The organism is Paramesorhizobium deserti (genome assembly GCF_001558695.1).
Classification (GTDB): domain Bacteria; phylum Pseudomonadota; class Alphaproteobacteria; order Rhizobiales; family Rhizobiaceae; genus Paramesorhizobium; species Paramesorhizobium deserti.
Genome location: NZ_LNTU01000001.1, coordinates 950,327 through 962,454, shown reverse-complemented (window position 1 = coordinate 962,454; position 12,128 = coordinate 950,327). Strand labels below are relative to the sequence as shown.

At 60.4% G+C, this 12,128-nt stretch carries 13 protein-coding genes; 8 read left to right on the top strand and 5 right to left on the bottom strand.

The features are described 5' to 3' along the window. Positions 1-93: 93 nt before the first annotated feature. From recR to ATN84_RS04495, 4 genes are all read left to right on the top strand, one after another. Positions 94-699, top strand: a complete 606-nt coding sequence (gene recR, locus ATN84_RS04510) for a recombination mediator RecR (RefSeq protein ID WP_068880282.1) — start codon at positions 94-96, stop codon at positions 697-699. Positions 700-707: 8 nt separating this feature from the next. Then, on the top strand, positions 708-1,970 hold the full coding sequence (locus tag ATN84_RS04505) for a lytic murein transglycosylase (protein ID WP_068880281.1): 1,263 nt from the start codon (positions 708-710) through the stop codon (positions 1,968-1,970). A 125-nt stretch (positions 1,971-2,095) separates the two neighbouring features. Further along, positions 2,096-3,052 (top strand): cation diffusion facilitator family transporter, encoded by a 957-nt coding sequence (locus ATN84_RS04500; protein WP_068880280.1) that lies wholly within the window; start codon positions 2,096-2,098, stop codon positions 3,050-3,052. A gap of 96 nt (positions 3,053-3,148) precedes the next feature. Then, positions 3,149-3,751: a hypothetical protein gene (locus ATN84_RS04495; protein ID WP_068880279.1), complete on the top strand. Its 603-nt coding sequence runs from the start codon at positions 3,149-3,151 to the stop codon at positions 3,749-3,751. Here the strand turns inward: ATN84_RS04495 and ATN84_RS04490 are convergent. Beyond that, the gene (locus ATN84_RS04490; RefSeq protein WP_068880278.1) at positions 3,720-4,634 is read right to left on the bottom strand and encodes a LysR family transcriptional regulator; all 915 of its coding nucleotides are present in this window, start codon (positions 4,632-4,634) and stop codon (positions 3,720-3,722) included. The genes ATN84_RS04495 and ATN84_RS04490 overlap by 32 nt on opposite strands. A gap of 109 nt (positions 4,635-4,743) precedes the next feature. Here ATN84_RS04490 and ATN84_RS04485 point away from each other — a divergent pair, with 109 nt between their 5' ends. The 4 genes from ATN84_RS04485 (at position 4,744) to ATN84_RS04470 (ending at position 7,331) form a co-directional block, all read left to right on the top strand. After that, positions 4,744-5,757 carry a YeiH family protein gene (locus ATN84_RS04485; RefSeq protein WP_244490973.1) on the top strand — a complete coding sequence of 338 codons (1,014 nt, stop codon included), beginning with the start codon at positions 4,744-4,746 and terminating at the stop codon, positions 5,755-5,757. A 250-nt stretch (positions 5,758-6,007) separates the two neighbouring features. Next, a complete protein-coding gene (locus ATN84_RS04480; RefSeq protein ID WP_068880276.1) occupies positions 6,008-6,328 on the top strand; it encodes a DMT family transporter in 321 nt (106 codons plus the stop codon). Positions 6,329-6,376: 48 nt separating this feature from the next. Continuing rightward, positions 6,377-6,751 (top strand): DMT family transporter, encoded by a 375-nt coding sequence (locus ATN84_RS04475; protein WP_068880275.1) that lies wholly within the window; start codon positions 6,377-6,379, stop codon positions 6,749-6,751. Between the two features lie 118 nt (positions 6,752-6,869). Further along, complete coding sequence (locus tag ATN84_RS04470; RefSeq protein ID WP_342027662.1) at positions 6,870-7,331, top strand: MarR family winged helix-turn-helix transcriptional regulator; 462 nt, start codon at positions 6,870-6,872, stop codon at positions 7,329-7,331. Positions 7,332-7,413: 82 nt separating this feature from the next. On the opposite strand, the gene rpsA is transcribed toward ATN84_RS04470, so the two are convergent. The 4 genes from rpsA to aroA all read right to left on the bottom strand — a co-directional run bounded on the left by rpsA (position 7,414) and on the right by aroA (position 11,943). Then, positions 7,414-9,114, bottom strand: coding sequence for a 30S ribosomal protein S1 (rpsA, locus tag ATN84_RS04465; protein ID WP_068880273.1), 1,701 nt, complete (start codon positions 9,112-9,114; stop codon positions 7,414-7,416). A 194-nt stretch (positions 9,115-9,308) separates the two neighbouring features. Then, entirely contained in the window at positions 9,309-9,956 is a 648-nt protein-coding gene (cmk, locus tag ATN84_RS04460) for a (d)CMP kinase (RefSeq protein WP_068880272.1), read from the bottom strand. Beyond that, positions 9,953-10,597: an FMN-binding negative transcriptional regulator gene (locus ATN84_RS04455; RefSeq protein WP_068880271.1), complete on the bottom strand. Its 645-nt coding sequence runs from the start codon at positions 10,595-10,597 to the stop codon at positions 9,953-9,955. The genes cmk and ATN84_RS04455 overlap by 4 nt, the downstream gene beginning before the upstream one ends. 2 nt (positions 10,598-10,599) lie before the next feature. Beyond that, positions 10,600-11,943: a 3-phosphoshikimate 1-carboxyvinyltransferase gene (aroA, locus tag ATN84_RS04450; protein ID WP_068880270.1), complete on the bottom strand. Its 1,344-nt coding sequence runs from the start codon at positions 11,941-11,943 to the stop codon at positions 10,600-10,602. Positions 11,944-12,128: the final 185 nt, after the last annotated feature.

Sequence of the window (12,128 nt, the reverse complement as noted above, 5' to 3'; positions counted from 1 at the left end):
GTGAGGTAGTCAGTGCGTAAACGATCGAGGAAATTGATTCCAAAGATTTTTTCCCTCTATCTCACTATTCCCTATCTCACTACTCACTGAATCATGTCCAAACGAATCGCCGGCCCTGAAATTGAACGCCTGATCCAGCTCCTTGCCCGTGTGCCGGGCCTGGGGCCGCGATCGGCGCGGCGTGCGGCGCTCCATCTCATCAAGAAAAAGGAAGCGTTGCTGATTCCGCTCGGCAGCGCCATGCAGGATGCCGCCGAGAAGGTGCGCGTCTGCTCGACCTGCGGCAATGTCGATACCAGCGATCCCTGCACCGTCTGCACCGATCCGCGCCGCGATCCGGCGACGCTCATCGTCGTCGAGGACGTGTCGGACCTCTGGGCGCTGGAACGCGCCGGCACGATGAACGTGCGCTATCATGTGCTCGGCGGCCGGCTGTCGCCGCTCGACGGCATCGGGCCTGACGATCTCAATATCCGCGGCCTGGTCGAGCGGGTCGGAGCGGGGGAGGTGAAGGAAGTGATCCTCGCCGTCAACGCCACCGTCGAGGGCCAGACGACCGCCCATTATATCACCGACCAGCTTTCCGGCTTCGACGTGCGTGTGACCAGGCTCGCCCATGGCGTGCCGGTCGGCGGCGAGCTTGACTATCTCGACGAAGGGACATTGGCGGCAGCCTTGCGGGCGCGCACGGCGTTGTAGGAGATCGGATGCGAAGATTCGGAGCGGCTTTAAAACGTTTGGGTGTGGCCGTTTTCTGCCTGCCATTCCTTCTGGCCGGACCTGCCGCCGCAGCACCTTCGAAAGCCGAGACGGAAGCGCAGTTCCGTACATGGCTCGACCGTGATCTCTGGCCGGAGGCGAAGGCCAACGGCGTTTCCCGTTCCACTTTCGACAAGGCTTTCGCTGGGGTGAAGCTCAACTGGAAGCTGCCCGATCTGGTCCCCCCGGGCACAAAACCGACGACGCCGAAAGAACAGGTTCAGGCGGAATTCGGCTCGCCGGGCAAATATTTCAACGAAAAGACCATTGGTCATGTCGCTGCCGGCGGAAAGACGCGCGCCGGGCAACATGCAAGCACTCTCGCGGCGATCGAGAAGCAATATGGCGTGCCGGGCGCGGTCGTCCTTGCCATATGGGGCAGGGAATCAGGCTTCGGCGGCGTCAAGATTCCCTATAATGCCTTCGAAGTGCTGGGCACCAAGGCCTTCATGGCGACGCGCAAGGAAATGTTCCGTCAGGAGCTCCTGGCCGCGCTGGAGATCGTGCAGCATCGCTATATCGATGCCGGAGCAATGAAGAGCTCATGGGCCGGCGCCATGGGCCAGCCGCAATTCATGCCGACCTCCTATTTGAAGCACGCCGTCGATTTCAATGGCGACGGCAAGCGTGATATCTGGAACTCCGTGCCCGACACGCTCGCCTCGATCGCCAATTATCTGCGTCTGCATGGTTGGCAGCGCGGGCGCGACTGGGGTTTCGAGGTCAACGTGCCGGCGGGGCTGACCTGCGCGCTGGAAGGCCCAGATCAGGGGCTGAAAATAGCCGATTGGGCTGAGATGGGCATTACCCGCGTCAATGGCAAACCCTTCCCGGCGAACGAGCTTTCTGGCGAGGGATATCTTCTGATGCCAGCTGGCCGGCATGGCCCGGCCTTTATCGTCACGCCCAATTTCTATGTGCTGAAAAGCTATAATATGAGCGATCTCTACGCGTTGTTCATCGGCCATGCCGGTGACCGCATTGCCTATGGGGCGCGTGGCTTCTCGCGGCAATGGGGCGATGTCGGCGGCATGTATCGCTCCGATATCGCCGCCATGCAGAGGGCGCTGCAGACGAAGGGATACGACGTCGGCAAAGCCGATGGCCTTCCCGGCTTCAAGACGCGCCGGTCCATCGGCGATTGGCAGGCCAAGCATGGCCAGCCGGCCACCTGCTTTCCCGAGAAAGCCCTGATCGGCGCAATCAAATGATGGTCCAACGCCGCGTATGCTTTGCGCGGGCGGGCTGCACACTTTCGCTTCTCAAATACAAATTGTATTAATAAGTATAGTGCAACTTATACGCGATATCCTGATTGCTGCGACAAGAGAGCACGATGGCTTCGCGTTCCGGTTCCCGAAAAGTGATCTATGCCGCCTTGATCGGTGACTTGCTGGTCACGCTGACCAAATTCGGCGCGGCGGTCTTCACCGGCAGTTCCGCCATGCTGTCGGAGGGCGTGCATTCGCTTGTCGATACGGGAAACGGAGTTCTTCTGCTTTTTGGGCTTCATCGGGCAGGACGTCCGGCCGATAGCGGCCATCCTTTCGGCTATGGACGGGAACTCTATTTCTGGAGCTTCATCGTCGCGCTTCTCGTTTTCGCGCTCGGCGCGGGCGTGTCTTTTTATGAAGGTGTCAGGCATATTCTCAATCCCGAGCCGATGAGCAATCCGCTGGTCAATTATGTGGTGCTGGGCCTGTCGTTCCTGTTCGAGGCCTGGGCATGGCTGGTCGCCTTTGAGGAGTTCCGCCGGACTAAAGGCAGCTACAGCTATCTCACGACCTTCCGCCGCAGCAAGGATTCCATGGTTTTCACGGTTCTCTTCGTGAACAGTGCCGATCTTCTCGGCCTGATCTTCGCGTTCCTGGGCATTGTCACGGCACATATGTTCGATATGCCGGTTCTCGACGGCGTCGCCTCCATTTGCATTGCGCTGGTCCTTGCGACCACGGCCATATCCCTGGCCTTGGAAAGCAAGGGGCTGCTGATCGGCGAGGCGGCGGTTCCCGAGGTCCAGGCGGAAATCCTGGCTGTTGCGCAAGCCGACCGGGACGTGCGGAAGGTCAATGATGTGCTGACCGTCCATCTGGGACCGGAGGAGATCCTAACGGCGCTCAGCGTTGAATTCAGGGACAGGCTCACCGCCTCCGGCATAGAGAAATGCGTGGATCGCATCGAAACGCGCCTGCGGTCCCGGCGGCCTGACGTCACCCTTCTCTTCGTCAAGCCGCAGACGGCTCTGGAATGGCTGAAACGGCAGCCTGCCCTCGATGATCATGTCGGGATGTGAAGCAGTCCGGCGGCTCGCCCGAGGCAACCACCGAAGCCTTTCCATGGCTTATTAACATTTATACGGTTGAATATTCTCTTCTGCTAAGGGGAGAAGATGGAAGCACCCTCAGTCAGCCATGGAATGACGCCGGATATATTCGTTCATGTCCGGATCATTGTCGGTATTATTCTTGGCTTATGCATTTCGCGACTGCTCACCGGCTTTGCGCGCTTCGTTCAGCATCCAGGATCACAGATCATCTATCCCATCCATCTGGCATGGGTCGGCTTCATATTCCTGGCGATCGTGCATTTCTGGTGGTTCGAATTCCACCTGCACTGGATCAAGGTCTGGGACTTCGAAACCTATTTCTACGTGATCTTCTACGCGAGCCTTTATTTTCTCGCCAGCACGCTGCTGTTCCCAGACAATATGGCGGAATACACCGGCTACCGCGATTATTTCATGTCGCGTCGCAAGGCGTTCTTCAGCATTTTAGTACTGATACTCCTTGCTGACATTGGCGACACCCTGCTGAAGGGCCGGGACCATTATCATTCCTTCGGTATCGAATATCCGCTTCGGACCATCGTGTTCGTCGTGGGGAGCATTGTCGCCATGTTCACGCGCAATCAGCGCTTTCACGCCATATTCGTGACGCTGGTGCTCGTTTATGAGGCCGCGTTTATCTTGTACCGGTATACGATACTGGAATAGGGCGGGAATCCGGCAGCATCTCAGCCAGTGAATGGAAGGCCCTGCTGCGGTACCGCTCCTTGTGCGAGAGCATGAGAAAACGCCTTCGCGGCAGGTTGAAATTGGCCTTGGTGAGCCGCCCGGTGGCGAGGTGCGGAGCCGCCGCGAGTTCGGATAGGACGGCAGCGTAAGTTCCCGATTGCACTGCCGAAAGCACCGCTTCGTTGGAAGGCAGTTCCAACGCGATCTTCAATGCGAGCGGGTCGAAACCTTGTGCCCGCATCGCACTTTCGAACACGGAGCGCGTTCCCGAGCCCTGCTCGCGCATGATCCAGTCGGCCTGCGCAATGTCCCGCCAGCCCAGCAAATGGCCGTCAGCCCAGGGGTGGGAAGCGGAAACGATGGCGACCAGATGGTCTTCGCCCACCGGCCGGACAGCGAGGGCAGGTTCGTCCACTTCGCCCTCTACGAAGCCCACATCCGCATCGCCTTCCACCGTTGCGCGGGCGACGCTCTGCGTGTTGCCGACCGTCAGGCTGACGGTGACAGCCGGATAGGCAGCATGAAAGCGCGCCAGAAATGGCGGCAGCCAATAGCTCGCGATCGTCTGGCTGGCGTGAATGCGCAATGAGCCCCGCTTCAGCCCGCCCAGTTCGGCGAGCGCAAGCTCCGCTGCATGCGCCCGAGCCAGCACGGCCCGCGCCTCATCGAGGAAAATCCGTCCGGCGTCGGTTATCTCGATACGCCGTCCGATCCGGTTGAAGAGCATCGCGCCGTAGCGGTCCTCCAGCGCGCGGATTGCGGAGCTCACCGCAGACGGCGTCAGCCGCAAGGCCTCCGCGGCGCGGGTGAGATGCTCGCGCTCGGCAACGGCGATGAAGATTCTGAGCTGCTCGAGCGTCATCGGTCTATCCGAATGTTCGGTAGAATCGAACGAAATATGCCATATTATGGAATGGATTGAATAGATGATTTCTCCGATAATATTGGAAAATTGTTCCAAGGGTTCGGCAGTGCTCGCCAAAAATCATCTAAAAATCACTAATCTTCTGCCGGGAATTGTTCTGAGCGGTGTCGTGGCCGGCTTGGCCATTCTGTTGCAGATGCTGGAGATCCACTTCACGGGTCGCGCCTGGCTCGAAGGGCTTGTTCTGGCCATCCTTATCGGTGCGGCGATCCGCAGCTTTTTCCGTCCGGGCGCGTATTTTGATGCAGGCGTCGGCTTTTCCGCCAAGACGTTGCTGGAGATCGCCATCGTCCTGCTCGGCGCCTCGATCAGCACCAGCGCCGTGGTCGCCGCCGGTCCGGGGCTGATCGCCGGCATTGCGGGCGTCGTGGCCATCGCCATCGTCTTGAGCTACGGCATTGGCCGGCTTCTGCGCCTGCCGCACCGAATGTCGGTGCTGGTCGCCTGTGGCAATTCGATCTGCGGCAACTCGGCCATCGCCGCTACGGCGCCCGTCATCGGTGCCCATGGCGACGATGTAGCGGCGTCGATCGCCTTCACCGCGGTTCTGGGCGTTATTGTGGTTCTCTGTCTGCCGCTGCTCGTGCCGCTCCTCGGCCTTTCGGTGGCGCAGTACGGTGTTTTTGCCGGGCTCACCGTCTATGCCGTGCCGCAGGTCCTGGCTGCGACGGCACCCGTTGCTCAACTGAGCGTCCAGCTCGGCACGCTGGTCAAGCTGGTGCGCGTCCTGATGCTCGGTCCGGTCATTCTCGCGCTTGCCCTATTGGGCGAGGGGCGTCGGGACGCAAGTCTGTCGCTCCGCCATCTCATACCCTGGTTCATCATCGGCTTTTTGGCGATGATGGCGCTGCGCTCCTCCGGCTTCATCCCGGAAGCGCTCCATGCGCCCATCGAGAAGGCTTCGACATTCCTGACCGTCATTTCCATGGCAGCCCTCGGTCTCGGCGTCGATGTGCGCACCGTCGCCCGCGCAGGTGGTCGGGTGACGCTCGCCGCCGTGCTGTCGCTGTTTGCGCTTGGAGCGGTGAGCTACGCGCTCATCTTAATGCTCGGAGTGTGAATATAGCGAGGGTGGGGCCGGCCATATTGAGCGGCCTGCATCTTTCTTCTCGTGATTTCCAACGCCTTTGATCGGCGAGCTCATCCGGGTTGACCCCGTCATTTTGATATACGTGAGGCTCATAGCAATTTGCATGAGCATGCAAGTACATTGACTCGAAATTTCGATAATTATATGCATGCGCATGCAAATAGATAACCATGCCAAGCCATGCCTTGGCAAACCAAACCAGTGATGAAAGGAAAACATGATGAGCTGGCTCTATCTTGGAATCGCCGTGATTTTCGAGATCGCGGTTGCAATCAGCGCCGGCAACGCAAAGGGGTTCACGAAAATAGGATGGAGTATTGCCACCCTCGTCAGCGGGGCAATCGCGACTTACTTCCTCAGCCTTGCCCTTCTTACCTTTGACGTTGGCGTGGGCTATGCCATTTGGACTTCCATTTCAGGGGTAGGGATCATCGTTCTGGGCTCCCTGTTTTTCAGACAGCGACTGAACTGGAAAAAGGTTCTCGGGATTGTTCTGGTGATCGGAGGTGTTGCCGGCCTGCGGCTCAGCGGTGCCGCATAGAGAGCGACTTCTTTATTCAATTCCCACCCCACCTGAAAGGAACCAGACATGACAACAACCAATGAAAACTATCAAGGCAGCGGTCGCGCATGGCTCATGTTGCTGCTCGCCGGCGCTTTTGAAATCGGCTACGCGCTCAGTGTAGGGGGGAGCCAGGCGTTTACGGTATTGAGCTGGTCTGTCGCCGCCTTCATTTTCTTCCTGCTCACGCTCTATTTCCTTAGCGCTGCCCTGCGAACCATCGACGTTAGCATTGGCTACGCGGTTTGGGCGGGCATCGGCTCTGTCGGCGCGGCGGTCCTCGGCAGCAGCCTGCTCGATCAACCACTCACGCTCGTCCAGGCATTCTGGCTGGCAGTCATCATCGTCGGGGTCGTCTGGCTGAAACTCGCCGATAGCGTAAAGCTGCAGGAGCAGGTCTGACGGCCACCGGTTCTTTGCCACACACTGTCCCGTGGCATTGGCGGTCGCCATCCCCACAGGCCATTTGGTCCAGGGGTTGCATACCATAATGCACAGGGTCCCTTGAGCCAGTGCTTGCATGGGCATACATGGAGTTATCGCTGATGCTCGAGAGGAGTCGTTGCCAATCATGCCGAAGAGAAGTGATGCATGGCTCAAACTGGTTCATATTGTGACGGACGTGGAAGCCGCATTGGGCAGGATGCTGCAAGACAGGCATGGACTTGGCCTGTCGGAATATCGTGCGCTCCAGATATTATCGCGATCCCCGAAGTCGGAAATGAGAATGCAGGAGCTGGCCTCCCATCTGCGCCTGAACCAGAGTTCGGTTTCGCGAATGGTCGAGCGTCTGGAACGGGGCAAGCTGACCGTTCGCGATCTCTGCCCCGACGATAAACGGGGAGTTTATGCGGTTCTTACCGACAAGGGGCGGTCACGCCTTGAAAGCGCGCAGCCCGACTATGAGGCAGCCTTGACCGCCGCCATTAAGGAACATGGCTGCGATGAATTGCTGTCGGCGAGCTTCACAAAGGCCGGATAAGGATCGATGTTAAAAAATCAAAGAAAAACCCGCCGGCTTGTACCGGCGGGTTTCGATTTTTCAGCCTTTAAAAAGGGCAGGATCAGTTCTTTTCCTGCTTCTTCAGCGCAGCGCCGAGGATGTCGCCGAGCGAAGCGCCGGAGTCGGTCGAGCCGTACTGGGCAACCGCTTCCTTCTCTTCGGCGATTTCCAGTGCCTTGATCGAGACCTGCAGCTTGCGGGTCTTCTTGTCGAAAGCGATGACGCGGGCGTCAACCTTCTGGCCGACCGAGAAGCGCTCGGGGCGCTGCTCGTCGCGATCGCGCGACAGGTCCGAGCGGCGGATGAACGAGTCGACGTCGTGATCGACCAGCCGCACCTCGATGCCGCCATCGGTGATGGCGGTGACTTCGCAGGTGACGACTGCGTTCTTGCGCAGTTCGCCGGAGGCAGCCGCTTCGCCGACCTTGTCGCCGGTGAGCTGCTTGATGCCGAGCGAGATGCGCTCCTTCTCGATGTCAACGTCGAGAACGACCGCCTTGACCACGTCACCCTTGTTGTATTCCTCGATGACCTGCTCGCCCGGACGGTTCCAGTCGAGGTCGGAGAGGTGGACCATGCCGTCCACATCGCCGTCGAGGCCGATGAACAGACCGAACTCGGTCTTGTTCTTGACTTCGCCTTCCACGACGGTGCCCGTCGGGTACTTCTGGGCGAAGGTCGTCCACGGATTGTCGAGGGTCTGCTTGAGGCCGAGCGAGATGCGGCGCTTGACCGGATCGACTTCGAGCACCACCACTTCGACTTCCTGCGAGGTCGAGAGGATCTTGCCCGGATGCACGTTCTTCTTCGTCCAGGACATTTCGGAAACGTGGATGAGGCCTTCGATGCCCGGCTCGATCTCCACGAACGCACCGTAGTCGGTGATGTTCGTGACGGTGCCGGTGATCTTCTTGCCGACCGGATACTTCGCGCCGATGCCATCCCACGGATCGCTCTCGAGCTGCTTCATGCCGAGCGAGATACGGTGGGTTTCCTGGTTGATGCGGATGATCTGCACCTTGACCGTCTGGCCGATGTTCAGAATCTCGGACGGATGGTTGACGCGGCGCCATGCCATGTCGGTGACGTGCAGCAGGCCGTCGATGCCGCCGAGATCGACGAACGCACCGTAATCGGTGATGTTCTTGACGACGCCCTCGACCACCTGGCCCTCTTCGAGATTCTGCACGATTTCCGAACGCTGCTCGGCGCGCGACTCTTCAAGAACCGTGCGGCGCGAGACGACGATGTTGCCGCGGCGCTTGTCCATCTTGAGGATTTCGAAGGGCTGCGGGTTGTGCATGAGGGGCGTGACGTCGCGGATCGGACGGATATCGACCTGGCTGCGCGGCAGGAAGGCCACGGCGCCGTCGAGATCGACCGTGAAGCCGCCCTTGACCTGGTTGAAGATGACGCCTTCGACGCGCTCGCCGGCGTTGAACTTCTGCTCCAGCTTGACCCAGCTCTCCTCGCGGCGAGCCTTCTCGCGCGAGAGAACCGCTTCGCCAAGCGCGTTTTCGATGCGCTCGACATAGACTTCGACTTCGTCGCCCGGCTTCATCGAGCCGTCTTTGCCCTTGGCGCCGAATTCCTTCAGCGGCACGCGGCCTTCGACCTTCAGGCCGGCGTCGATGATCGCCATGTCCTTTTCGATGGCGACGATACGGCCCTTGACGACATAACCTTCCGCAAGGTCATGGCTGGCGAAGGACTCGGCGAGGAGGGATTCAAAATCCTCCCGCGTGGGATTTGCTTGTGACATATGGACTCCTGATGTACCCGGAATTCATCCTCGAGTACGGCGCCGGTGGTTCGTGTTTCGTTTCGCCTTGCATCCAGTCCGCCCTTCATGGGCTATCCGGCGCGTGGACCGGAGGCAGGCAGGTTCTTGCATAGCATATATGGTTCAGGCCCGGCGTTCAGCCAATGCCTCAGGCTTGGCTTTTGACCAATGCCTCAGGCTTGACGTTTCGCCAATGCCTCATCGACCAGCCGCCTGGCGGCCAGAAATGCCGCTTCTATATCCATTTCGGTCGTATCTAGCAAGTGCGCATCCTCGGCCGGCTTCAGCGGCGAATCGGTGCGGCCCATGTCGCGCGCGTCGCGCCGGTTGAGGTCGGCCAGGATTTCGGCGGGATCGGCCTCGCCGCCACCAGCCTCAATCTCCGCATGGCGGCGTTTGGCGCGCGCCTCGGCTGAGGCTGTCACATAGAGTTTCACCGGCGCATCGGGGCAGACGACCGTGCCGATATCGCGCCCGTCGAGCACCGTTCCGGGCGGCGTCTCGGCGAAGGCGCGCTGCGCCGCCACCAGCGCCCGGCGCACGGTTGGCATTACCGCCACCTTCGATGCCGCCTCGCCGACTTCGTGCACGGCAAGGGCCTTGCGATCCAGATGCCTGAGATCGAGATTGCCAGCCATTTCGGCGGCAATTGCCTCATCATCGAGCGGCAGGCCCTGATCGAGAAGCGCCTTTGCCACCGCGCGATAGGTGAGCCCGGTATCGAGATGATGGAAGCCGTAATGCATGGCGAGCCGCCGTGCCAGTGTCCCCTTGCCGGATGCAGCCGGCCCGTCGATGGCGATCGTAAACGTCCTGCTCAATGGTTTCCTTCCAGTTTGCCGTAGCGCTTTACCAGATCCTGCATTTCATCCTCTCCGGCCATTGCGCCGAGGCCAGCCGCTACACCTTCGCGGTCTGCGACCGGCCGGTTCTGGCTGACCTTCCACTTGCCTTCGATCGAGGCAATCTCGATCTCAATGCCGACGATGCCCTTCAACTGCGCCCGGACGAAATCATCAGGCGCGTCATGAACGGTCCAGGGCTTTTCACGCCGGCTTTCATGCTGGCCTGTAATGGCGTCTATCTGCGCCCGCAGCCAGTCGCTGTCGTGGATCACCCGGGCAGGCCCCCGCGCCTGGACGATCACATAGTTCCATGTGGGGACGACTTTGCCGGTCTCCTGCTTGGTCTGATACCACGAAGGTGTCACATAGGAATTCACGCCCTGAAAGACGGCGAGCACGGGAGCGCCATCCTGAATGTCGCGCCACTGTGCATTGGCCTTTGCCAGGTGCAGCCTGAGCGTCCCCTTTTCGGATGCTTCCGCATCCAGGTGGAACGGCACCGGATTGGCGATCAGACCTGAGCCGCCCGCCGTTATCAGCAGCCCGAGGGGATGCGCCCGAATCAGCGCATGCTGTACGCCCAGGTCGTCTTCACGAAAATGCGGCGGCTGATACATGATTAGCTCCGTTCGATCTTCGCCCCAAGCCCCGCCATCAGGTCCATGAATTCCGGGAAACTGGTCGCGATCATCGCCGAATCGTCGATCGTCACCGGCTTTTCCGCAGCAAGGCCCATGACGAGAAAGCTCATGGCGATGCGGTGGTCGAGATGGGTCGCGACCGTTCCGCCGCCCAGCCCTTTGCCGCCCGGAATGCCGCGTACGGTCAATGACGCCTCGCCTTCCGTGCAATCGACGCCATTGGCCTTGAGGCCGTCGGCGACGGCCGAGAGCCGGTCGGATTCCTTGACGCGCAGTTCTTCCAGCCCATCCATGATTGTCTCGCCTTCCGCAAACGCGGCGGCGACGGCCAGCACCGGATATTCGTCGATCATCGACGGCGCTCGCTCGGGCGGAACGCTCACGCCCTTGAGCTCCGAGGCGCGCACGCGCAAATCGGCGACATCCTCGCCGCCGGCGAGCCGCGCGTTGAGGATGTCGATATTCGCGCCCATCTCCTGCAGGGTGAGGATCAGCCCGGTACGCGTCGGGTTCATCAGCACATTGCGAATCGTCACGTCGGATCCCGGCACGAGGAGCGCGGCCATCAGCGGGAAGGCGGTGGAGGACGGGTCGCCAGGCACGTCGATCGTCTGGCCCTTCAGTTCGCCCTGACCGACGATCCGGATATGGCGAACCCCTTCCCGGTTGGTTTCCACCGTCAGGTCGGCACCGAAGCCGGCAAGCATCTTTTCCGTATGGTCGCGGGTCATCACCGGTTCGATGACGGTGGTGATACCGGGGGTGTTTAACCCGGCGAGCAGCACCGCCGATTTCACCTGCGCCGAGGCCATCGGCACACGGTAGGTGATCGGCGCGGCTACCTTGGGTCCATGCAGGGTGAGCGGCATGCGGTCGCCCTCGGCGGCTTTCACCTGCACGCCCATCTCGCGCAGCGGGTTGAGAACGCGGCCCATCGGGCGCTTCGAGAGCGAGGCGTCGCCGATGAAGGTGGTTTCCATATCGTATGTGCCGACCAGTCCCATCGTGAGGCGTGCGCCGGTGCCGGCATTGCCGAAATCGAGCGGAGCTTCCGGCTTGAGCAGGCAGCCATTGCCCGTGCCCTGGATGATCCAGGTGTCACCGTCCTTCTTTATCCTGGCGCCCATTGCCTGCATGGCGCGGCCGGTATTGATCACGTCCTCGCCTTCCAGAAGCCCGGTGATCCGGGTCTCGCCGGAGGCAAGCCCGCCGAACATGAAGGAGCGGTGCGAAATCGATTTGTCGCCTGGGATACGGATGTCGCCCGTGAGATCACGCGAGCGATGGGCGGTGGCAGGTCTGGGTGAAGCGGAATGGGACATGGTCGATCGTTCGTGCCGCGTTTTCGGGACGGCAGGACCGCCCGCTGTTTGAGGAATGCGCGGGTTCCCTAGCATAGCTCCGCCCTCGGGTCATCCGGCAATATGGCGATGCTGCGGAGGGAGAAAGCCCACTTCCTTGACTGGTGATGTGATTCGTGTGTCGTTAAGCTTTGACAAAGGCGGCA